We start from the raw sequence: 22,009 nt of genomic DNA on the forward strand, positions 1-22,009 counted from the left end.
TGAGCACAGATATCGCCGTGCTGGGCGCCGGGATGCACCCGTGGGGGAAGTGGGGGCGCAACTTCGTCGAGTACGGGCTGGCGGCGGCGCGGGCGGCGCTCGCCGACGCGGGCGTGGCCTGGCCGGACGTGCAGTACGTCGCGGGCGCCGACACCATCCGCAACGGGTACCCGGGGTTCATCGCGGGGGCGACGTTCGCGCAGGCGCTCGGCTGGTCGGGCGCCCGGGTGTCGAGCAGCTACGCCGCCTGCGCGTCCGGCGCGCAGGCGATCAACTCCGCCCGCGCGCAGATCCTGGCGGGCCTGTGCGACGTGGCGCTGGTCGTGGGCGCCGACGCCGCGCCGAAGGGGTTCTTCAAGCCGGTCGGCGGCGACCGTCCCGACGATCCCGACTGGCTGCGGTTCCGGCTGCTCGGCGCGACCAACCCGATCTACTTCGCGCTGTACGCGCGGCGCCGGATGGCGATGCACGGCGCGACGCTGGACGACTTCGCCGCCGTCAAGGTGAAGAACGCGCGGCACGGGCTCGCCAACCCCAACGCCCGCTACCGCAAGGAGGTGACGCTGGAGGACGTCCGCGCGTCGGCGGTGGTCGCCGACCCGCTGCGGCTGCTGGACATCTGCGCGACCAGCGACGGCGGCGCGGCGCTGGTGCTGACGTCCATGGACTACGCGCGCCGGCACGGGATCGCGAGCCCGGTGCGCATCCCGGCGCTGTCCACCGTCACTCCGACGTTCCCCAAGACCGTGCTGGACCTGCCCGACTTCGCCACCGACTCGGCGATGACGGCGCCCGAGCCCGAGCGCCCGTTCCGGGCGGCGATGACGCACGCCGCGTACGAGGAGGCGGGGATCGGGCCGGACGAGCTGTCCCTGGCCGAGGTCTACGACCTGTCCACCGCCCTGGAGCTCGACTGGTACGAGGACATCGGCCTGTGCGCGCCGGGCGGCGCGGAGAAGCTGCTGCGGTCGGGCGCGACCGCGCTGGGCGGCCGGATGCCGGTCAACCCGTCCGGCGGGCTGGCCTCGTTCGGCGAGGCGATCCCGGCCCAGGCGATCGCGCAGGTCTGCGAGCTGACCTGGCAGCTCCGCGGGCAGGCCGAGGGCCGCCAGGTGGACGGCGCCCGCGCGGGCATCGCGGTCAACCAGGGCCTGTTCGGCCACGGCTCCGCCGTCGTGGCCGTCCGCTGACGGAGGCGGCGGGCAGAAGCGGCCCCACGCTCGGTGGGCTCCCCGCGGTCAGGCGGACCGGGCGACGCACCGAATACCCGGAATCAGGACACGCATTTAAAGGCTCGCCATAAACGCCGGTGCAACCTTTCGCAATGACACAAAGATGAGCACCGGCGGACCTTTTATGGCCGGGCTAGTACGATGGTCCCTTCGGTAGCCGAGGAGGAGCTATGACCGCAGCCGCGTGGGGGCCCGCCGAGACGGAGGGCGAGGGGCCGTGGGAGGCCCGGTGGCGCTGGTCGACGGGCCTCCGGGGCGCCGATCGCTTTCTGGACGAGAACAAGGTCATCACCTTTTGTGAAGAAATGTTCCGCCGGGCCGATCCCCCCGAACTCGACGTCAGCATCTCGGTGCGGAACCGGGAAACCGGTGAGGGGCTGAGAGATTATCTTCACCGGTGTTACGGCGAGGTCCCCGATTCGGTCCTGGTGCACCTGCCCGAACAGTGGCAGGCTCCGGACACGGCCGCCTGCGGAACCTGCGGCGGAACCGGAAGGATCACGATAATCCAGACCGGCAAGCAGAAGGCGTGCACCAGGTGCAGGGGAACCGGCAAGGAATGACGGGACGGGCCGCGCCGGATACGGAGTACCGGCGGCCGTCTGGACGGCCCCCGAGGGCTCGGCCGTCACTCGCCGAGCCAGCGCAACGCCTCCGCCTGGAAGGGGACGTCGGCCTCGAGCTGGCAGAGCACGCCGATGCCGACGCCGAGCGCGCGCTGAGCGTGCACGAAGTCCGGTGGGAAGGCGAGGCTGAGCCCCACCGACAGCGACGACGTCATCCGCTCCAGGGTCTCGCGCAGGTACGTGCCGTCGAACCTGAACACCTCCGTCCGTGCCGGAGCACCGGACCGGTCGAACAGCTCCAGCAGTCGGCCGCCGTCCGCCCGCACTCCCGGCCGTAGGAACTCCAGCTCGCGCAGCACCCGGACGAGCTCGTCGGGATCCTGCGCCAGATGGATCCGCATCCACTTCCCCAGCGGGCTCTCGGTGCCGGGCGGGTGCCGGTACATCGCGCCGAAGTCCAGGACGCCGAGGCCACCGCCGGCGAGCAGGCGGAAGTTGCCCGGGTGCGGGTCGCCGTGCAGCAGCCCCGAACGCGGGACGGCCGCGAACATCAGCCGGGTCAGCAGCAGCCCGGCGCGGTCGCGCTCCGCCCGGCTCCCGGTGGCGATGACCTCCGCCAGCGGCGTGCCGTCGATCCACTCGGAGATCAGCACCCGGCCGCGTTGCAGGACGACGTCCGGGACACGGAAGTCGGGATCCGCGCGGAACCCGGACCGGAACCGCCGCTGCGCCCCGGCCTCGCGCGCGTAGTCGAGCTCCTCGGCGAGCCGGTCCATGAGCTCGGCGGCCAGCGCCCCGCCGTCCAGCTCGGGCGCCACCACCTTGGTGAGCAGGCGCATCGCCAGGATCACCGCTTCGCGGTCACCGAGCAGGTGGTCCCGTGCGTACGGGTACTGGACCTTGACCGCGACCGGCCGCCCATCGCTCCGGACGGCCCGGTGGACCTGGCCGAGCGACGCCGCTGCCGCCGCGTCGGGTTCGAAGGAGCCGAACAGGCCGCGCCAGTCCGGGCCGAGGTCCTCCTCCAGCACCCGGAACACCACGTCGGCGGTCTCCGGCCGCGCCTGCTCCTGCAACCGGGCCAGCCGTTCCCGGTAGACCGCGGAGATCGACGGCGGCAGCACCGTCTCGTACACCGACAGCACCTGACCGAACTTCATCACCCCGCCCTTGAGGCCCCCGAGCACCTCGAAAAGCTGGTCGGCGGTGCGTTCGTGCAGCTCCAGGGCGGACTCGTCGGTCAGCCGGCCCAGGGCCTTGAGCCCCCCGGCGGTGGCGAGCCGCCGGGTGACGCCCAGCGGGACCCGCGACAGCCGGGCCATCCGGCCCAGGGTGTGCATCTTCATGGTGGCCAGCATCGCCGCGGGACGGCGGCGGCCACATCGGCCGCCGGTCCCGAACCGGCTCCGACCGTGGGCCCGCCGCCTCCGACCGTGGTCGGAGCGGGCCCGGCCCACGGTCGGATGTGGCCGGCCGCCGGCGAGATCTAGGATCTGCACCATGGCACGCGCCCAGGCAGCCCTGCGCGGCGGCGATCCGCCGTGGCCGCTGCTCCGCCTGTCCGCCGCGACAGGGGTCGCCTGGACGGTCCTGGCCGTCGCGCTGTCGCCGGCCCCGCCGGCACGGACCGTGCTCGTCTCCGCCGTCGCGGTGCTGTGGACCTGGCAGCTGGCCGGGCCATGGCGACCGCCTCGTCAGGCCGTCCCGCTGCTGGCGCTCGCGGCCCTGGCGCTGCTGGCCGCGGCACCGACCACGGACGCCGACCTTGCGGGCTTCCGTCCGTTCCCGTCCGCCGAGGGCAGCTTCGCCGACGGGGCGCTGGCGGTGGCCACCGCCCCCGCGTGGACCCACCTGGTCGTCCTCTCCCGGGGCCGCGACCTGGTCTGGTCCGTGCCGCTGGCACTCGCCCTCGCCCCGGCCCGGCACCTGCTCGCCGGAGACTTCCCGCTCTGGCCGGCCTGGCTGATGTGGGGGGTCGGGTTCATGCTGCTCGGCGCGGCCTTCCGGATCCACGGCATGCTGTACGAGGCGCGCCTGCGGCTGGACCGCGAGGCCGTCGCCGAGGAACGCCGGAAGATCGCCCGCGAGGTCCACGACCTGGTCGGCCACGGGCTCGGCGTGACCCTGCTGAACCTCACCGCGGCCCGGCTGGCCGTCCTGCGCGGCGACGCCACGGCCGCGGTCACCGCCCTGGAGGAGGCCGAACGGGTGGGCCGGCAGAGCGTCCGCGACGTGCACCGCGGCCTCGTCCTGCTCCGTGATCCGTCACCGCCGGACCACCGGGCGTCCGTTGCCCCGGCGCCTCCGACCGCCGAGGACGTCCGCGCTCTGGTCGCCCGGTTCCGGGCGGGCGGGCTCGCCGTGGACCTCACCACCCGGGGGGACCTGTCGGCGCTCGACCCCGCGGTCGGCCTGACCGTCTTCCGGATCGTCCAGGAGGCGCTGTCCAACACCGCCCGCCACGCCCCCGGCGCGACCGCCGGCGTCACCATCGACCTGGGCGGCCGGCACGCCGAGGTGACGGTGGACGACGCCGGCGCCGGGACGGGCGGCGGGCGCACCCCGCGGGGCGGCTTCGGCCTGGTCGGCATGCGCGAGCGGGTGGCCGCGCTCGGCGGCACCCTCCGCACCGGGCCGACCCCGGCCGGGTGGCGGGTACGGGCGACCATCCCCACGCCGGGGACGTCCGGATGAGCCCGATCCGGCTCCTGCTCGTCGACGACCAGCAGCTCGTCCGTGCCGGGCTGGCCCGGATCTTCGAAGGCCGGCCCGACCTGCGGATCGTCGGGGAGTGCTCCGACGGTGACGAGGTGGTGGACGCGGTCGTCCGGCACCGGCCCGACCTAGTGCTCATGGACGTGCGGATGAGACGCCTGGACGGGGCCGAGGCCACCCGCCTGCTGACCCGCCTGCCGGACGCGCCCCCGGTGCTCGTCCTCACCCTGTTCGACGATCCGGAGGTCGTCTCGGCCGCCCTCACCGCGGGCGCGGCGGGCTTCGTGCTCAAGGACGCGCCCGGCGAGGAGATCATCCAGGCGGTACGGGCCGTGGCCGCGGGCCGGGGCTGGCTGGACCCCTCCATCGCTCCTGCGGTCCTCGCCGTCTACCGGTCCCTGCGCCCCCGGGCCGGCGGATCCGCGGCGGCCGCCGAGCTGTCGGCACGCGAACGCGAGGTGCTGGCCCTGATGGGCGGCGGCGCCACCAACCAGGAGATCGCCGCCCGCCTGCACATCGCCGAGGGCACCGTCAAAGCGCACATCGGCAACATCTTCGCCAAGCTGGACCTGCGCGACCGGGCGGCGGCCGTCGTCTTCGCGTTCCGCCACGGCCTCGCCGAGTGACGGCGGGCGGGCCGCGTCCGTCGGGTCGTCGGGCCCGGCCGCGACGCGCCGCCGGACGGGGGACCGGTCAGGGGAGCCTGCGGATCTCCTCGATGATCTCCGGCATGGCGTCGTTGTTGTGGCGGAGGTAGTCGAGCAGGAAGCCCACCTGCTCGTCGCTGTAGGAGTCGATCCGATCGCCGAACGCCCGGCCGATGGGGGCGAAGTACTGCCCGAAGCGCTGCACGTTCTCCTCCACCAGCTCGACGATCACGCGGCGGCGGTCGTCGGAGTCGCGGCTGCGGCGGACGTAACCGGCCTTCTCCAGCCGGTCGATCACCGCGGTGATCGCACCGCCGGTGGTGATGCCCATGAGGTGCGCGAGCTGGCCCGGGGTCTGCGGGCCGTCCAGGTAGAGCGCGTTGATGCACTGGGCGTCGGTCACGTTCATGCCGGCCTTGCCCGCGGTGGTGTGATGGAGCAGCACCGTGTACATGGTGCTGCGCCGGACCGCCGCGGTCAGGTCGCGCACCATCCGCTCGCGTTCTGGGGTCGGCACGCGGAACCTCGATTCCTTTGTAGAGAAACTCTCATATCGAGCAACTCTCTACGGGAGACTCTAGTCTCCCCGCGGACGGACCGCCACGGCCGCCGGACCTGTGGCGGACGAGACAGGCCGGCACCCGATGACGGATATCAGTCAAGACGTATCATGGATTTCGGTTAGGGCCGCTGACAGTCGCCCTGGCGTGGCCCGGGTCCCGCGAGGCCCCCGGGCCCACCTTCCCCGGGCACCGCGGCCGAGTATCGCAAACTCGGAGGGCGGCAATTGAGCACCCACTCCCTCTCCGCCACGACGATCGATCTGGACGGCGCGGCGGCCGGCACCACCCGGCTTCACCTGGACGGCCTCACCTCCGGCGAGCGCGGCACCGAATCGGTCACCGCCCACTACCGGGGCGACGCCGACGCCACCGTCGCGCTCTACGTGTGCGCCGCGCACGCCGCCGACGGCGGGGACTTCGCCCAGCGGGTACGGATCGGCGTCTTCGAACGCTCCCGGGACCTGCTCCCCTTCCCCGTCTTCACCGGCACGCTGGCCGATCTCGCCGAGCGCGACCGCTTCGAGCGGGGCGTCGGCCGCTGGACGGGCCGGGGCGACGGCGCCGACCACGAGGTCACCTACGAGATCACCTGGCGGGCGCCCGCCGACGCCACCGGCCTGGACGACCGGGGCGCCGACCTCGGTCTCGTGCTCGAGGCCCGGCCGGAGCCAGCCCCCGGGTCAGGCCCCGGCGACCCCCTCGGCGATCTCCCGGGCCCAGCGGTAGTCGGCCTTCCCGGCGGGTGACCGCTTCATCTCGGGCACGAACGCGTACACGCGCGGGACCTTGTAGCCCGACAGGGCCTTGCGGCAGTGCGCGTCAAGATCGGCCTCGAGCGGCGGCCGGCCGCCCGCGGGCTGGACGACGGCCGCGACCCGGCTGCCCCAGCGCTCGTCCGGGACGCCGGTGACGACCGCGTCGTACACGCCCGGATGCCCCTTGAGGACGGCCTCGACCTCCTCCGGGTAGACCTTCTCGCCGCCGGTGTTGATGGTCTGCGAGCCGCGCCCGAACACCGCGATCGACCCGTCCGCCTCGACCGTGGCGATGTCGCCGGTCAGCAGCCAGCGGCGCCCGTCCACCACGGGGAACGTCCGCGCGGTCTTGTCCGGGTCGTTGTAGTAGCCGCGCGCGATGTGCCCGCTGCGCGCGACCTGGCCGAGCACCCCCGACCCCGGCCGGACGGGCCGCAGCGCGTCGTCCAGCACCGTCACGTCGGCCACGTCCGGCGCGAAGCGCAGGCCCTTCTCGGGCGCGGAGCCGGCGACGGCCTCGGCGGTGGAACCGGACTCGGTGGACCCGAACCGGTCCATGATGATCGTGTTGGGCAGCAGCGCCTGGATCCGGTCCCGGACGGTGCCGGTCAGGATCGCGCCGGTCGACACGTACGCGAGCAGCGAGGACGTGTCGTAGGAGGCGCGGGCCAGCTCCTCGGCCATCGGGATCGCCATCGCGTCGCCGGTGACGGTGAGCGAGTTGACCTTCTCCCGCTCGATCGCCCGCCACACCCCGGCCGCCTCGAACTTGCGCGTGTAGACGACGGTGGCGCCCATCCACCAGGCGATGAACGTGGCCATCTGCGCGGCGCCGTGCATCAGCGGCGCCACCGGCATCATGGTCATCGGGCCGGAGTCGCGGGCCAGCCCGACGACGTCGGCGGGCTTGTCCGGCCGGGGGAAGGTCGGGTTCCAGAACGCGAACAGGAGCTGCTCGGTCGACCACATGACGCCCTTCGGCATCCCGGTCGTCCCGCCCGTGTAGATCACGTAGAGGTCGTCCGCCGACCGGGCCGCGAAGCCCCGCGTCGCCGGGCTGTCGCGGACGGCGTCGGAGTAGGAGACCGCGCCCGGGATGCCGGGCTCGCCGCCCACCGCGATCAGGTGCCGCAGCTCCGGGACCTGCGGGGCGGTGGCCCGCACCCGGTCCTCGAACTCCACGTCGTACAGCAGCGCCACGCTGTCGGAGTCCCGGTAGAGGTAGAGCAGCTCGCTCTCCACGTACCGGTAGTTCACGTTGATCGGCACGGCGCGGATCTTGAGGGCGGCGAGCATCGCCGCCGCGTACTCGACGCCGTTGTAGAGCTGCACCGCGACGTGCTGCCCGGGGCCGACCCCCACCGACTCCAGATGGTGGGCCAGCCGGTTGGCGTGCGCGTCCAGCTCGGCGTAGGTGAGCCGCTCGGCGCCGCAGACCAGGGCGGTGCGGTCCCCGATCGCGTCCGCGACTCCCTCGAACAGGTCAGCGTGGTTGAACTCCATCGGACGTCCTCCGGAGGGGGGTTGGGGATCGTGCCGGGTCCGGGCGGGCGGGGGTCAGGGCTTGTCGTCGCCGACGATCCACATCGCGAAGAACTGGGCGCCGCCGCCGTAGGCCTGGCCGAGGGCCCGGCGCGCGCCGTCCACCTGGTGCTCGCCCGCGAGGCCGCGCACCTGGAGGGCCGCCTCGGCGAACCGGATCATCCCCGAGGCGCCGATCGGGTTGGACGACAGCACGCCGCCGGAAGGGTTCCAGGGGATGTCGCCGTCCAGCGCGGTCGCGCCCTCCTCGGTGAGCTTCCAGCCCTCGCCCTCGCCGCAGAACCCGAGGTTCTCCAGCCACATCGGCTCGTACCAGGAGAACGGGACGTACACCTCGGCGCAGTCCAGCTCGGTGCGCGGGTCGGTGATGCCGGCCTGCCGGTACACGTCGGCCGCCGCGTCCTTGCCGCCCTGCGGGTTCACCGTGTCGCGCCCGGCGAAGAAGATCGGCTCGGACCGCATCGAGGTGCCGTGCACCCACGCGGGCTTGTTCGGCGTGCTCTTGGCGGCGTCCTCCGAGGCCAGCACCATCGCGCACGCGCCGTCCGAGGACGGGCAGGTCTCCAGGTACCGGATCGGCTCCCACAGCATCGGCGTCGCCTCGACCATCTCGCGCGAGATCCCGGGGATCCGCAGGTGCGCGTACGGGTTCTTCAGCGCGTTCTGCCGGTCCTTGACCGCGACGAGCTGGCCGATGTGGTCGGGCGCCCCGGACCGCCGCATGTACGCGCGGATGTGCGGGGCGAAGTAGCCGCCCGCCCCCACCACCAGGGACGTGGTGAACGGGCCGCTGACGGTCAGGCCCCAGGTCGCGTTGGACTCCGACTGCTTCTCCCACGCGATGGTGAGCACCCGGTCGTGCACGCCGCTCTGCACCAGCCCGGCCGCCACGATCGCGGTGGACCCGCCGACCGACCCGGCGGTGTGCACCCGCATGATCGGCTTGCCGGCGGCGCCGAGCGCGTCGGCCAGGTACGCCTCGGGCATCATCACGCCCTCGAACAGGTCGGGCGCCTTCCCGATCACGACGGCGTCGATGTCCTTCCAGGCCAGCCCAGCGTCGTCCAGCGCCCGCCGGGCCGCCTCGCGGAGCAGGCCCGCCATCGAGACGTCCAGCCGCTTGGTCTTGTAGGCCGTCTGACCCACGCCGATGATCGCGCAGGGATTACCCATCACTTCTCTCCCGACAGGACGCAGACGAGGTTCTGCTGGAGGCAGGGGCCGGACGAGGCGTGGCCGAGCGCCCGGACGGCCGTGCCGCCCTGCACCCGGGCCGCGGCCTCGCCGATCCGGATCAGGCCCGCGGCCATCAGCGGGTTCCCCGACAGGGGGCCGCCGGACGGGTTGACCCTCACCGCGTCGCCGAGCCCGAGCGCCTCCCGCAGGATGAGCTCCTCGTGGCTGAACTGGACGTGCAGCTCGGCGACCTCGACGCCCGCCGCCCCGGCCTTCTCGGCGGCGAGCCGGGTGGACTCCGACCGGGTCAGGTCGCGGACGCCCGGCGAGTGCGGCTCGGCCCGGTGGTCAATCCCGGTGATCCACGCGGGCCGCTCGCACAGCTCGCGCGCCTTGTCGCCCGCCGCCAGCACGATCGCGGCGGCGCCGTCGGCGCCCGGCGCGACGTCGTGCGGACGCAGCGGCGCCACGTCGTACCCGTCGCCCGCCGCCGGATCGGGCAGGTGCAGGGCGAACGGGTTGTCGCGGCCGGCGCGGCGCGAGCGGTCCGCCACCGCGCGCAGGTCGTCCTCCTTGGCGCCCGACCGCTCCAGGTAGGCGCGGGCCTGCAACGCCGCCAGCGACACCTGGTCGACGCCGAGCGGCGCCAGGTAGTACGGGTCGAGCTGCTGGGTCGCGATCTCGCGCGGCACGCCCTGGGACGCCTTGCCGAACCCGTACACCAGCGCCGTGTCGATCTCGCCGTGCCGGAGCTTGACCCACGCCTCGTACAGCGCCCAGGCCGCGTCCATCTCGACGTGGCTCTCGGAGATCGGCGGCCAGGCGCCGACCGCGTCCAGCGCCGAGACGAACGAGAACGGCGCGCCGGCCAGGTAGTCGTTGGACCCCGAGCAGGTGAAGCCGAACCTGGTCAGCCCGGTCCGCGCCTTGATCTCGGTGATCACCGGGGCGAGCAGCTCGGTCTCCGAGAGCCCGGTGTCCTCGGCGGTGTGCTCGCTCTGCACGAAGGCGACCACGGCGATGTCGGTGTTGGGCGCGCTGCGCATCAGAGGTAGTCCTTGATCGCGTCGAACGGGACGTCGGGCTCGTCGAGGGGCTCGAACCACTTGATGTTGGCCATCGTCCGGCCCCACTCCTCGCGGGGACGCCACGCGGCGCGCACCCGCATGCCCATCCGGACCTGGTCCGCCGGGAGGCCCGCGACCAGCGCGAGCATGGTCAGCCCGGCGCCGTCCAGCAGGATGTAGGCCGACACGAACGGCACCTCGGGGGCGCGCGGATCGGGCAGGTTGTTGACCGCGTAGGTGGTCACGGTGCCGGTGTCCGGCAGCTCGACCTCCTCGGTCGTCGGCACCCCGTCGCGCGGGCACAGCCCCTTCATCGGCACGATGACCTGGCCGCACACGTCGCAGCGGTGCCCGATGAGGCGGCCCTCGGACACGCCCTCCAGGAACCGGTCCATGGCCCGCCCGCCCTTGAGGCGGTACTCCAGCCGGGACGGCGCCCCGATCATGGTCACCTCGGGCCGGAAGCACTCGATGTCGCCGATCGCCCCGGTGCGCTCGGCCCGCCACTTGGGCCGCACCCGCATCCCGGTCTTGAGGAACCGCGGCGCCTCGGCGCCCACCTCGAAGACGCCGAGGTCGAGCGCGTGCAGCAGCGCGGTGTCGGCGCCGTCCGGCCGGATCAGCGCCCACGCGAACGGGCGGTCCAGCGGGTGGGTCCGGCCCGGCCGCGCCACCCACGACCAGGTCGTGACCGTCCCCGCCGGGCCGACCTCGACGAACTCCGCGGTGACGTCCTCGCCGGTGTCGGGGTCGTACTCGGTGGGCGGGACGAGCACCCGCCCCTCGCGGGTCCGCACGCCGACCAGCCGCCCGTCGCGCAGCTCGCTCAGGAACCGCCCGATGACCGGCCCGACCGACCGGGTGTACCCGCCGGGGAACTCCAGGACGTGGTTGGGCGCGGCGGGCACCGCTGCTTCCGTCACCTCAGATGGCACTCTCGCGGTCCTTCCAGTAAGGGTCGCGGAGCTTGCGCTTGAGGAGCTTGCCGTTGGGCTCGCGCGGCATCGTCTCGATGAAGTCGATGGTCTTGGGCCACTTCATCCGGCCCAGCCGGCCCTCCAGCGCCGCGAGGATCTCGGCGGCCAGCTCGGGGCCGGGCGCGCTGCCCTCGGCGGGCTCCACGACCGCCTTGATCTGCTCGCCCCACTCCTCGTCGGGGATGCCGAAGACCGCCACGTCGGCGACCTTGGGGTGCAGGGTGATCTCGTTCTCGATCTCGGCCGGGTAGATGTTCGCGCCGCCCGAGATGATCAGATCCGACTTGCGGTCGGACAGGAACAGGAAGCCGTCCTCGGTCAGGTGGCCGATGTCGCCGACGGTGAAGAACTCCTTGAGCCGGTTCTCCTCCGTCTTCTCCCGGTCGCCCTTGTACTCGAACTCGGTGCCGGCCATCTTCATGTAGATGGTGCCGTGCGTCCCGGCCGGGACCGGCTCGCCGGCGTCGTCGACGATCAGCAGCTCGCTGATCGGCCACGCGTTGCCGACCGTCCCGGGGTGCGCCCGCCAGTCCTGCGGGCTGGCGATCGTCCCGCCGCCCTCGGTGGCCGCGTAGTACTCCCAGATGCAGTCGCCCCACCAGTCGAGCATCCGCTGCTTGATCGGCACCGGGCACGGGGCCGCCGCGTGGATCGCCCACTGCATCGACGACACGTCGTAGCGCGCCTTGACCTCGTCCGGCAGATTGAGCAGCCGCTTGAAGTGCGTCGGCACCATGTGCGTGTTGGTGATCCTGTGGTCCTGGATCAGCCGCAGCGTGTCCTGCGCGTCCCAGCGGTCCACGTAGACGAGCGTGTGGCCCATCTGGAGGGCGCTGCCGCCGAACTGGGTGACGGCGGTGTGGTAGTTCGGCGAGGTGATCAGGTGCGCCTGCGGCTCGCGCCCGGCGGGCCGTCCCGGCTGCATCCCGAACATCGACAGCAGGAAGGTCATCAGCTCGGCGGCGTCGTCGGGGTCGATGCCCGCGAGCCGCCGCCTGACGCCCTTCGGCCGCCCGGTCGTCCCAGAGGTGTAGTGCATGGTGGCGCCGGCGCTGCGGTCGTCCGGCAGCGTGTCCGGCTGCGCGCCGACCAGCTCGGCGAAGGGGCGAAAGCCCTCGACGTCGCCGAACGCGAAGCGGCGGCGCGGGTCGAGCCCGGCCTCCTCGGCCGCGCGCACACCCTCGGTCGCGTACCGCTCGTGGACGAAGAGCGCCTTGGCCTCGCTGTCGGCCAGGATGTAGCCGAGCTCCGGTCCGGTCAGGTGCCAGTTCAGGGGCGTGTAGTACCAGCCGGCCTGGAGCGCGGCCAGGTACAGGACCAGGCCCTCGACCCCGTTCGGGACGAGCCCGCAGATCCCGTCGCCCTTCTCGAGTCCCAGCTCGCGCAGCCCGTGGACGAGCCGGTTCGCGCGGCCCAGCAGGTCACCCGCCGCGTACTCGGTCCCGTCCGGGTCGACGGCGGCGATCCAGTCCGGATCGGCCTGCGCCAGCCGCCAAAAACCCAACGACCCCATCGGATCTCCCTTGGTGATCACGGTGAGCACCGTCACACGGCGGCGCCCGGCGACCAAAGTAGATCACGTTCTCGTTTTAGAGGGCAAGACCTGTTAGAGGCGCAGCCGCTTCACTAGAATCTGTTCTTGTTTTGCATCGACCGACTGAGCTGGAGGAACCGTGCCGGAACGCCTGCCGATCAGCACCGAGCACTGCACCGTCGAGCGGGACGGGCACGTCGTCACCGTCACGATGAACCGCCCCGAAGCGCGCAACGCGCTCAGCTCGGCCATGCTCGTCGGCCTCGCGAGCGCCTGGGCCTACATGTCGGAGACCCCCGAGGTGCGGGTCGGGATCCTGACCGGCGCGGACGGCCAGTTCTGCGCGGGCGCCGACCTGAAGGCGATGGGCACTCCCCCGTCCGACCCCGCCGTCCAGGAGCGGATGGCGCAGATCCCCGACTTCCACTGGAAGGGCCTGCTCCGCGAGGGGCAGCCCACCAAGCCGCTCATCTGCGCCATCGAGGGCTTCGCCGTCGCCGGCGGCACCGAGCTGCTGGCCGGCACCGACCTGCGGGTGGTCGCCGAGGACGCCACCCTCGGGCTCTACGAGGCCAAGCGCGGCCTGTTCCCGATGGGCGGCTGCGCGATCCGGCTGCCCCGCCAGATCGGCTACGCCGCCGCGATGGACATCCTGCTCACCGCCCGCTCGGTCTCGCCCGAGGAGGCCCTGGCGATGGGCCTGATCAACAAGATCGTCCCGTCCGGACAGGCCCTCGCCGCGGCCCGCGAGCTGGCCGACCAGATCGCCGCCTGCGGCCCGCTCGCCGTCCAGGGCATCCTGCGCACCTACCGCGAGACCCAGCACCTGCCCGAGGCGGAGGCCCTCAAGATCTCCGACGAGATCGGCTGGCCGATCATCGGCTCCGAGGACGCCAAGGAGGGCTCCCGGGCATTCAAGGAGAAGCGCCCCGCCGTCTTCAAGGGCGCCTAGGGATTTATTGCCGGACCGGCAACAACGTTTGTCATCGGGCCGGGTATGAGTCGACCATCTCCAGGAGAGGGAGCGCCGTCGACACGAGGAGGACCCGATGACCGAGAGCAATGCGTCCGGCCAGGAGTACTGGGACGGCCGCTACAGCGAGAGCCACCATCTGTGGAGCGGGAAGCCCAACGCCGCCCTCATCCGCGAGGTCTCCGACCTGAAGCCCGGCACCGCCCTGGACCTCGGGTGCGGTGAGGGGGCCGACGCGATCTGGCTGGCCCGGCGGGGATGGCGCGTCACCGCGACCGACATCTCCGGCGTCGCCCTCGAACGCGCCGCCGGGCACGCGGCCTCGGCGGGCGTCGCCGTCGACTGGCGGCGGCACGACCTCGGCGCGTCCTTCCCCGGCGGGACGTTCGACCTCGTCTCCGCCCACTTCCTGCACTCGCCCGGGGGGCTGATGCCGCGGGAGGCGATCCTGCGGTCCGCCGCGGCGGCCGTCGCCCCGGGCGGCGTGCTCCTGATCGTCGGGCACGCCGGATGGCCCGCGTGGGACCACGACCACGACCACGACATTCACTTCCCCACCCCCGACGAGGTCTTCGCATCACTGGACCTCCCGGCCGGGGCGTGGGAGGTGCTCGTCCGCGATGAGCACGAGCGGATCCAGAACGACCCCGATGGCAACCCGACCACCCGCACCGACAACACCCTCAAGATCCGCCGCCTGGACTGACCCGGCCGCCGCCGCTCCACCGATGAGTTCTGGCCCGGCCCGCCGTCTCATCAGGAGACGATCTCCCAGGGAGGCGAAACCATGGCCACGATGCTCTACTCGGCCACCATGTCGCTGGACGGCTTCATCGCGGGCCCGGACGGCGACATGTCCTGGCTCACCGAACACCTCGGCCCGAACCCGGAGGCGGAGGGCCTCGTCGACCGGATCGGCGCGCTCCTGGTCGGCAACCGCACCTTCCGCGGCGACGACCCGAACAAGGGCGACCCCGAACGGGAGGGGGCGTTCGGCGGCCGATGGACCGGACCGCAGATCGTCCTCACCCACCACATCCCGGACACGGCCGTCCCGGACGTCACCTTCGTCGGCGACCTCGGCGGCGCCGTCGCCGCCGCCAAGGCCGCGGCCGGCGACAAGTACGTCAACGTCCTCGGCGCCGACGTCGCCCGGCAGTGCCTGGAGGCGGGCGAACTCGACGAGATCCTCGTGCTGATCGCCCCGGTCATGCTCGGCGACGGCGTCCGACTGTTCGACCACCCGGGCGGCACCGACGTCAGGCTCGAACGCCTCAGCCTGACCGAGGCCCCGACCGCGACCAACCTCTGGCTGCGCGTCCGCCGGTGAAACGCCGGAACGCCCGGCCGGGACGACCCGGCCGGGCGTTCAGGGTGCCGCGAACTCAGCTGTTGCTGCGCCAGATCGCCGTGGCGGCCATCCCCTTCGCGTCGATGGTGTTGCCCGCGACCCAGATGGTCTTGGTGCCCGCCTGACGGGCCATCCCGTACACCAGGGCGGTCCGGCCCGCCGGGGCGGCGAGGGTCTCGGCGGTCCAGGCGCCGGCCGCGGTGCGGTGCCTCAGGGTCTTGGTGTCGTCCAGGATCCAGATACCACCGGCGCCGTCCGACTCGACCTGGGCGAAGCCCGTGCCCGGCGCGCCGAGGGTGTGCGACCACGCGGCACCGTTCCAGTGCGCGAACAGCGAACGCATCGCGGTCTTGCCCGCGGCGTCCTTCACCGGGACCGCGCCGACCGCCCAGACGTCGTTCGCGGCGACGACCTCGACGTCGTTGAAGGCCGGCGACCGCTGGGACTGGTCGATGCCGCCGATCTTCGGGAATGGCACCCGCGACCACGCCGTCCCGTTCCAGCGCGCCACCGCCGGCTGGGCCTCCTCGCGGACGAAGCCCGCCGCCCACGCGTTCGACGCCGACAGCGCGTCGATCTTCACCGGGTTGATCCCGATGGTGCTGTCACTCCACGCGGTGCCGTTCCACCGCTTGCCGACCGGGCCGTAGCCGGTCATCCAGGCGTTCTTGGCGTTCACCACCGCGAACTGGTCCGGGGTGAACGACGCCGGGAGCGCGGACTTCGCCCACTTCGTGCCGTTCCAGTGCAGCAGCGCGGGCGCGCCCGAGACCGTCGGACGCCCCAGAGCCCACACGTCGCTCGCCGACGAGGCGCCGAGCGTGCCCATGTCGTAAGCGCCCAGGCTCGCCGGCAGCGCGACGTCGCTCCACTTGCCGCCGCTCAGCTTCTTGAGCAGCGACTTGCGCTGGGTGACCAGGCTGCCGCCCGCCCACACGCTGCCGTCCGGCGCGGCGACGATCCCGTTGAGCTGGCTGGTGCCGCTGTAGGCGCCGCTCTGGACGAGCGGCCACACGGTCGCCGCCGACGCCCCGACCGAGGCCGCGGTCTTACTCTCACCCGGATCGGTGACCACCAGTGCGCCGGTCACCGCGAGGCCGCCGGCCAGCACCGCCGAACCCGCCACGGCCAGCTTCTTGCTCGTCTTCACTCGCTGCCTCATCCACTCGTAAAAGATCTTGATGGGGAGGGCGCCAGCACCCGGAACGCCCGGCCGGGCGGACCCGGCCGGGCGCTTCGCGGTGCCATCGGCTCAGCTGTTGCTGCGCCAGATCGCCATGTCGAAGGTCCGGTCCGCGTTCTCGGTCGTCCCGGCGACCCAGATGGTCTTGGTCCCCGGCTGGAGGACCATCCCGGTCGCGCGAGCGCGCTTCCCCGCCGGAGCGGCCAGGGTCTCGGTCGACCACACGCCGGCCGCGGTGCGGTGCTTCATGGTCGCGGAGTCCGACTGGACCCAGATGCCGCCCGCCCCATCCGACTCGACCTGCATCAGGTACGTGCCGTCCGCGCCGACGGTGTGGGTCCACTTGGTGCCGTTCCAGTGCGCGAACAGCGACCGGCTGACCTGCTTGCCGGCAGTGTTCTTCACCCGGACCGAGCCGACGGCCCACACGTCGTTCGCGGAGATGACCTTCAGGTCGCTGAAGGCGGGCGCGATCTCACCCCGGACGATGCCGTCGATCTTGGGGAACGGCACCCGGGTCCACGCCTTCCCGTTCCAGCGCGCCACCGCGGGCTGGGCCTCGTCCGCGGAGAAGCCCGCCGCCCACACGTTGGTCGCCGACGACGCGTCGAACACCCTGGTGTTGATCCCGATGTTGGTGTCGGACCAGGAGGTCCCGTTCCAGCGCTTGCCCACCGGGCTGAAGCCCGCGGTGAACGCCGTCTTCGCGTCCGCCGCCACCATGCTGTCGGGGAAGAAGCTCAGCGGGACCGTGTACTTCCCCCACTTCGAGCCGTTCCAGTGCCCCAGCGGCTGCCTGTCCCCGGACACGTTCAGCTGGCCGGCCCACCACAGGTTGTTCGCCGCGGGGGCGGAGAGCGAGTTCACGTTGGCGTAGCCGAGGCTCGCCGGCAGCGCCACGTCGCTCCACTTGCCGCCGCTCAGCTTCTTGAGCAGCGTCTTGTGCGAGGTGGTCTGGCTGCCGCCCGCCCACACGGTGCCGTCCGGCGCCGCGGCGATCGAGCTGAGGGAGCTGAGCCCCTGGTAGGTGCTGCCCTGGACGAGCGGCCACGCGGTGGCCGCCGCCGACCCGACCGTTCCCGCCGACTTCTTCTCACCGGGGTCGGTGGCCATCACCACGACCGTGGCAGCGAGAGCGCCTACCAGCACCGTGGATCCCGCGACCGTCGTCAGCTTCTTGCTCATCTTCAATCGCTAGCCCTATCCCGCTCGCAATGATCTTGATCGGAAGCCGGACAGTACCAGCACCCACCACCACCCCTCCGATCTTTTCGGGATGTTAGGACCAGTGACTCAATCCGCCGCCCCGGCGACTCAACCGGCGAGGAACGGGCCGTCCCGCCCGACGGCGCGCACACCCCGTGAACGCCGACGTCCCCGGCCGGCACCAGCCGACCGGGGACGTCACCACGCACTATCCGGAGTGCTTCAGCAGCTCGCGAGCGGAGTCCACCGTCACCGCCATCCGGATCCAGGCACCGAGACGATCCACGTCGTCACAGCCGACGATCTCCTTCCGAACATCGTCGGGCACCTCCAGCCCGCGCGCCGACAGAACACTCAGGAGCGCATCGACCTGCCCCTTGACCTCGCCCTGGGCCACGTTGGCGCGGGCCCAGTCGCTGAAATACTCGCGCTTCTCCGTCTGCATGAGGGTCTCCAGGTGGTTCCAGGTGTCTGCGGGCAGCACGCGCTTGGTGTTAGGCACTGATCACACGATCACGTTATGGAGTCCTTCGAACACGCATTGTCCTTTTGCGTCGAACGATCCTTGAACGACCCGTTGGGGTCAGGCAGTGATGGTTACCGCCATTTCTTGGCAGCACGGTGGCACTAACGGTGGCGCTAAGGGACGGGTTGTACTGGCGAAACGAAGTTGTGTCGGGCGGGAGGTACTAGTCATCCGGGGCTAGTGCAGACGGTCAGGAACATTTGGAGGGACGGCATAGATGCGCCGCGTTCGGGTGTCTATGGGGATGACATCCAGGAGGAGGCTCCGTGAACCGAGATTCCCGCGAGAGCTTCACGAGGTTCGTCGCGGCGCGGTCGCGCGGGCTCATGCGGACGGCGTACGTCCTCACGGGCGACCAACACTCCGCCGAGGACCTGTTGCAGACGGCGCTGACGAAGACCGCCGCGCGGTGGCGGCACATCGACGGGAACCCCGAGGCCTACGTGCGCCGGGCCATGTACAACGAGCAGGTCAACCGGTGGCGGCGGCGGAGGCGGGAGGCGTCGATGGCCGTCCTGCCCGAGCGGGCGGGGGACGATCCGGCGGACGCGGTCGATCTGCGGCTGGCGCTGGAGCAGGCGCTGCTGGCGCTGCCGCCGCGCAAGCGGGCCGTGCTGGTGCTGCGGTACTTCGAGGACCTGCCCGAGGCGGAGGTCGCGGCGATCATGGGCTGCTCGGTGGGGACGGTCCGCAGCCAGACGCACCGGGCGATCGCGCGCCTGAGGGAGCTGGTGCCCGACCTGGCCCTTCGACTTGAGAGCGCGGAGATCTGAGATGACCGACGAGACATTGAGGGACGCCCTCGAACGGATCGCGGATCGCGCCCAGCCCACGGACGACCTGGCCGAACGGGTGCTGCGGCGGGTGGCGCGGCGGCGCCGGGCGCAGATGGCGGCCGGGGCGGCGGGAGTGGTGGCGGCGATCGCGGTGCCGACGGTGGCGGTCCAGACGCGTCCGGCGGAGGCACCGCCGGCGGCCACCCGCGTGCAGCAGGGTTCGGCCGAGGAACGGGAGGTCGCGGCGGCCTGCCTGCGCGAGGAAACGCCCGAGGACCGGACGGAAGGGGCCCGGTCCGGCCTCGGGGAGCCGGACGACGTCCGGCTGCTCGCCCGGGTGCGGCTCAAGCGCGGGTACGTCGCCGCGGTGGGAAGCGAGCGCGGGTTCGTGCTGTGCTCCGCCGTCGCCGGGGGCCAGAACGTGGAGGAGCCGAACGTCCACCAGTGGCCGTCCACGACCGGGAAGGGCGGCCTGTGGTCGTTCAACACGGCGCTGCGGGTCGACGCGATCGTCCACCTCGCCGAGGCGGCCGATGCGGCCACCACCAGCCCGTTCGGGATGCACTTCGTCACCATGGGACGGGTGAAGCCCCAGATCAAGCGGGTCAAGGTGACCTGGAACAAGCGCCGGAGCGCCGACGCGGCGGTGCAGCGGGGGTTCTTCCTCGCCCAGTACGCCTCGGGTTCGGACCCCGTGGACGGGCCGGGGCCGCTGTCCGAGGACGCGTCGTCGACCGACGACGACGCGGTGGTCGCGGTGACCGGCTACGACGACGACGGCCGCGTCCAGCAGACCTGGCGTCCCAGCGGGGACGAGGGCGGCCGGTTCACGCCCGACGACTGCGCCGACGGCCCGGGACCGCGCCATCCGGCACTGTGTGAGGGGTGACGTGCGAGGGCCCCGGCCGAGGGGATCGGCCGGGGCCCGCGACAGGACGGCTCAGTCCGATTCGGTGATGGTGTTGAGGCGTTCGATCGCCTCGACGTACTCCTCGATCAGGTCGTAGACGACCTGGCCGGCGGGCTTGACCTGGTTCATCGACCCGACGATCTGGCCGACCGGGAAGGTGACCAGCTCCCCGTCGCCGGACCTGGCGATGCGCGGCAGCGCGTCGGAGACCAGCATGAACTGCATGGGCATCGGCAGGTAGCCCGGGGACTTCTCGCCCTCCCACGCCTCGGTCCAGGCGGTCTTGAGGAAGCGGGCGGGCTTGCCGGTCCAGGCGCGCGACCGGACGGTGTCCCGGGAGGTCGCGTTGATGAGCTTCGGCAGGGCCCGCTCGGGGGTGTCGGCCTCCTCGACGGTGAGCCAGATCGAGCCGGTCCACACGCCCTCGGCGCCGAGGGCGAGGCCCGCGGCCATCTGCCGGCCGCGGCCGATGCCGCCCGCCGCCAGGACGATGGTGTCGGCGCCGACCGCGTCCACCACCTCGGGGATGAGGACCATGGTGGAGACGTCGCCGGTGTGCCCGCCCGCCTCGGTGCCCTGCGCGACGATGATGTCGACGCCGACCTCGACCTGCTTGCGGGCGTGCCGGGCGTTGGAGGCGAGGCCGGCCACCTTCACGCCGTGCTCGTGGGCCAGCTCGACGACGTCGGCGGGGGGCGGGCCGAGCGCGTTGGCCAGCAGCGCGATCGGATGCTTGAGCGCCACCTCGACCTGGGGCCGGGCGGTCTGGTCGGTCCAGCCGAGCAGCGCCCGGCCGGCCGTCTCGGTGGACGGTTCGACGCCGTGCTCGGCGAGCAGGTCCTCCAGGAACCTGCGGTGCTCGGCGGGGATCATGCCCTGGAGCTTGCCGAGCAGTTCCGAGGCGTCGCCGAGGTCGGCCCCCTCGTACTTGGCGGGCATCACCACGTCCACGCCGTAGGGCTTGCCGCCGACGTGGTCGTCGATCCACTTGAGCTCGACCTCGAGCTCCTCGGGGGTGAAGTACAGGGCGCCGAGGACGCCCATGCCGCCGGCGCGGCTCACCGCCGCGACCACGTCGCGGCAGTGACTGAACGCGAAGATCGGGTATTCGATGCCGAATAGTTCGGTGACTCGTGTCCGCACAGCCCCGACCCTAGGTGCCCGTCCAGCAAACTGCAACAGGTTCTAGTTCATAACCTTGGATCCGGGCATGCCAAGGAGCACACACACCTAGAACACGTATCAGCAACAGGCGGGTCAGGAGGTCCGGGGAGCCCGGGAAGCCCGGCCGGCGGGCGGCGGGCCGGCGGCCGGCGCGGCGTTGCCGAACTTGCCGTCCGAACGGCGCGGGGCCGTGGGCGGCGCAGGCGGGCCGGACGGCTCGCCGGCGGACAGCGCGACCATCGCGCCGATCAGCAGCAGGCTCAGCCCGAGGAGCACCGAGCCGAGCGGGACGACGGTCCGCACCATGGCGATCTTCAGCGCCTCGTCGCCGCTCATCTCGGCGAGCCGTTTCTGGTCGGCGTCCACCGTCACCAGGTCGGCCGCCGCGACCGTGAGCCGCCCCTTGCCGTCGGCGGTCTGGACGGTGCTCTTGATGTTCTGCCGGTGCTTGACCGGGATCCCGGTGCGCGGGTCGACCCACTCGGTGATCGTCGCCGAGAAGTACCGGTCGACCTTCTGCGAGGGGGTCTTCTTGCCAAGGCCGAGCATTTCGCCGGGGACCTTGTAGTCGACCGCGGCGGTCTTGGCGAGCGGGATCTCCTGGACGAACCGGTAGGTGGCGACCCCGTGCACGGTCTCCTCGCCACCGAAGCGCATCGGCAGGGTGCGCCGGGTCGTCATGTCGAAGACCGGGTAGGAGCGCTTCTGCACGTTCGCCACCGGCAGCAGCAGCCCGTACCCCGACATCGCCACCGAGGTGTCGCCGTCGACCTGCGAGCCGCAGCAGTTGACCAGCTCGGACGTCCGGCGGTCGAAGGCGATGCGGTAGCCCTGCATGTCGACCTGCTTGCCGGTCGCCCTGTCGGTGATCTCCGTGGACGAGTCCCAGACCGCGACCCGGTCGTCGCCGTTGTTGGCCCGGACGTCCCCGCGCAGCGTGTTGGCGGCCACGAGCGTGGCCCCGGTGACCACCTTGAACGCCGCGGTGTCGAAGTAGCTGGCGTTGGGGGCCTCCAGCTTGGTCTGCTGGTAGCGGTCGAGCGGGGCGAGCACGAATTTGTCGGCCACGTAGAACCGCACCAGCGGAGCCAGCGTGAGGAAGAAGGCGCCCAGCGCGATGAGGATCAGGCCGAGCGATCGCCGCAT

At 72.2% G+C, this 22,009-nt stretch carries 22 protein-coding genes; 10 read left to right on the forward strand and 12 right to left on the reverse strand.

The window, feature by feature from the left end:
- Positions 1-11: 11 nt before the first annotated feature.
- Entirely contained in the window at positions 12-1,190 is a 1,179-nt protein-coding gene (locus QP090_RS27600) for a lipid-transfer protein (protein ID WP_285942804.1), read from the forward strand.
- Between the two features lie 212 nt (positions 1,191-1,402).
- A complete protein-coding gene (locus tag QP090_RS27605; protein ID WP_285942334.1) occupies positions 1,403-1,795 on the forward strand; it encodes a J domain-containing protein in 393 nt (130 codons plus the stop codon).
- A 65-nt stretch (positions 1,796-1,860) separates the two neighbouring features.
- Here the strand turns inward: QP090_RS27605 and QP090_RS27610 are convergent, their stop codons facing one another.
- Positions 1,861-3,144, reverse strand: a complete 1,284-nt coding sequence (locus QP090_RS27610) for an ABC1 kinase family protein (protein ID WP_285942335.1) — start codon at positions 3,142-3,144, stop codon at positions 1,861-1,863.
- Between the two features lie 154 nt (positions 3,145-3,298).
- Here QP090_RS27610 and QP090_RS27615 point away from each other — a divergent pair, with 154 nt between their 5' ends.
- Positions 3,299-4,492: a sensor histidine kinase gene (locus QP090_RS27615; RefSeq protein ID WP_285942336.1), complete on the forward strand. Its 1,194-nt coding sequence runs from the start codon at positions 3,299-3,301 to the stop codon at positions 4,490-4,492.
- Complete coding sequence (locus QP090_RS27620; protein ID WP_285942337.1) at positions 4,489-5,139, forward strand: response regulator; 651 nt, start codon at positions 4,489-4,491, stop codon at positions 5,137-5,139. The genes QP090_RS27615 and QP090_RS27620 overlap by 4 nt, the downstream gene beginning before the upstream one ends.
- Positions 5,140-5,206: 67 nt before the next feature.
- On the opposite strand, the gene QP090_RS27625 is transcribed toward QP090_RS27620, so the two are convergent.
- Entirely contained in the window at positions 5,207-5,677 is a 471-nt protein-coding gene (locus tag QP090_RS27625; protein ID WP_285942338.1) for a MarR family winged helix-turn-helix transcriptional regulator, read from the reverse strand.
- Between the two features lie 270 nt (positions 5,678-5,947).
- Here QP090_RS27625 and QP090_RS27630 point away from each other — a divergent pair, with 270 nt between their 5' ends.
- The gene (locus QP090_RS27630; RefSeq protein ID WP_285942339.1) at positions 5,948-6,469 is read left to right on the forward strand and encodes a hypothetical protein; all 522 of its coding nucleotides are present in this window, start codon (positions 5,948-5,950) and stop codon (positions 6,467-6,469) included.
- On the opposite strand, the gene QP090_RS27635 is transcribed toward QP090_RS27630, so the two are convergent.
- Genes QP090_RS27635 through QP090_RS27655 form a run of 5 tightly spaced genes read right to left on the reverse strand, consistent with a single transcriptional unit; the run spans position 6,404 to position 12,753 of the window.
- Positions 6,404-7,981 carry an acyl-CoA synthetase gene (locus QP090_RS27635; protein WP_285942340.1) on the reverse strand — a complete coding sequence of 526 codons (1,578 nt, stop codon included), beginning with the start codon at positions 7,979-7,981 and terminating at the stop codon, positions 6,404-6,406. The two genes, QP090_RS27630 and QP090_RS27635, sit on opposite strands and share 66 nt — an antisense overlap.
- Positions 7,982-8,035: 54 nt before the next feature.
- A complete protein-coding gene (locus tag QP090_RS27640) occupies positions 8,036-9,193 on the reverse strand; it encodes a thiolase family protein (RefSeq protein ID WP_285942341.1) in 1,158 nt (385 codons plus the stop codon).
- Positions 9,193-10,242, reverse strand: coding sequence for a thiolase family protein (locus QP090_RS27645; RefSeq protein WP_285942342.1), 1,050 nt, complete (start codon positions 10,240-10,242; stop codon positions 9,193-9,195). Before QP090_RS27645 ends, QP090_RS27640 begins: the two co-directional genes overlap by 1 nt.
- Entirely contained in the window at positions 10,242-11,198 is a 957-nt protein-coding gene (locus tag QP090_RS27650) for a Zn-ribbon domain-containing OB-fold protein (protein ID WP_432763082.1), read from the reverse strand. The genes QP090_RS27645 and QP090_RS27650 overlap by 1 nt, the downstream gene beginning before the upstream one ends.
- Positions 11,188-12,753 (reverse strand): acyl-CoA synthetase, encoded by a 1,566-nt coding sequence (locus QP090_RS27655; RefSeq protein ID WP_285942806.1) that lies wholly within the window; start codon positions 12,751-12,753, stop codon positions 11,188-11,190. The genes QP090_RS27650 and QP090_RS27655 overlap by 11 nt, the downstream gene beginning before the upstream one ends.
- Positions 12,754-12,913: 160 nt before the next feature.
- On the opposite strand from QP090_RS27655, the gene QP090_RS27660 reads away from it, so the two are divergent.
- The 3 genes from QP090_RS27660 (at position 12,914) to QP090_RS27670 (ending at position 15,077) form a co-directional block, all read left to right on the forward strand.
- Positions 12,914-13,726 carry a crotonase/enoyl-CoA hydratase family protein gene (locus QP090_RS27660; protein WP_285942343.1) on the forward strand — a complete coding sequence of 271 codons (813 nt, stop codon included), beginning with the start codon at positions 12,914-12,916 and terminating at the stop codon, positions 13,724-13,726.
- 97 nt (positions 13,727-13,823) lie between these two features.
- Complete coding sequence (locus QP090_RS27665) at positions 13,824-14,453, forward strand: class I SAM-dependent methyltransferase (RefSeq protein WP_285942344.1); 630 nt, start codon at positions 13,824-13,826, stop codon at positions 14,451-14,453.
- A gap of 81 nt (positions 14,454-14,534) precedes the next feature.
- Positions 14,535-15,077 carry a dihydrofolate reductase family protein gene (locus QP090_RS27670; RefSeq protein WP_285942345.1) on the forward strand — a complete coding sequence of 181 codons (543 nt, stop codon included), beginning with the start codon at positions 14,535-14,537 and terminating at the stop codon, positions 15,075-15,077.
- A gap of 55 nt (positions 15,078-15,132) precedes the next feature.
- Here QP090_RS27670 and QP090_RS27675 read toward each other — a convergent pair whose 3' ends face one another.
- The 3 genes from QP090_RS27675 to QP090_RS27685 all read right to left on the reverse strand — a co-directional run bounded on the left by QP090_RS27675 (position 15,133) and on the right by QP090_RS27685 (position 17,989).
- The gene (locus QP090_RS27675) at positions 15,133-16,248 is read right to left on the reverse strand and encodes a hypothetical protein (protein WP_285942346.1); all 1,116 of its coding nucleotides are present in this window, start codon (positions 16,246-16,248) and stop codon (positions 15,133-15,135) included.
- Between the two features lie 102 nt (positions 16,249-16,350).
- Entirely contained in the window at positions 16,351-17,466 is a 1,116-nt protein-coding gene (locus QP090_RS27680) for a hypothetical protein (RefSeq protein ID WP_285942347.1), read from the reverse strand.
- Between the two features lie 229 nt (positions 17,467-17,695).
- Positions 17,696-17,989, reverse strand: coding sequence for a hypothetical protein (locus QP090_RS27685; RefSeq protein WP_285942348.1), 294 nt, complete (start codon positions 17,987-17,989; stop codon positions 17,696-17,698).
- Between the two features lie 290 nt (positions 17,990-18,279).
- Between QP090_RS27685 and QP090_RS27690 the strand changes: the two genes are divergently transcribed.
- Together QP090_RS27690 and QP090_RS27695 are read left to right on the forward strand one after the other, a co-directional pair.
- Entirely contained in the window at positions 18,280-18,786 is a 507-nt protein-coding gene (locus tag QP090_RS27690; protein ID WP_285942349.1) for a SigE family RNA polymerase sigma factor, read from the forward strand.
- A gap of 1 nt (position 18,787) precedes the next feature.
- Positions 18,788-19,678 carry a hypothetical protein gene (locus tag QP090_RS27695; protein ID WP_285942350.1) on the forward strand — a complete coding sequence of 297 codons (891 nt, stop codon included), beginning with the start codon at positions 18,788-18,790 and terminating at the stop codon, positions 19,676-19,678.
- A 51-nt stretch (positions 19,679-19,729) separates the two neighbouring features.
- On the opposite strand, the gene QP090_RS27700 is transcribed toward QP090_RS27695, so the two are convergent.
- Both QP090_RS27700 and pgfA read right to left on the reverse strand, forming a co-directional pair.
- Entirely contained in the window at positions 19,730-20,842 is a 1,113-nt protein-coding gene (locus QP090_RS27700; RefSeq protein ID WP_285942351.1) for an NAD(P)H-dependent flavin oxidoreductase, read from the reverse strand.
- A 114-nt stretch (positions 20,843-20,956) separates the two neighbouring features.
- The gene (pgfA, locus tag QP090_RS27705) at positions 20,957-22,009 is read right to left on the reverse strand and encodes a cell envelope lipid trafficking protein PgfA (protein ID WP_285942352.1); all 1,053 of its coding nucleotides are present in this window, start codon (positions 22,007-22,009) and stop codon (positions 20,957-20,959) included.

It is taken from the genome of Actinomadura xylanilytica (assembly GCF_030283145.1).
GTDB lineage: Bacteria > Actinomycetota > Actinomycetes > Streptosporangiales > Streptosporangiaceae > Spirillospora > Spirillospora xylanilytica.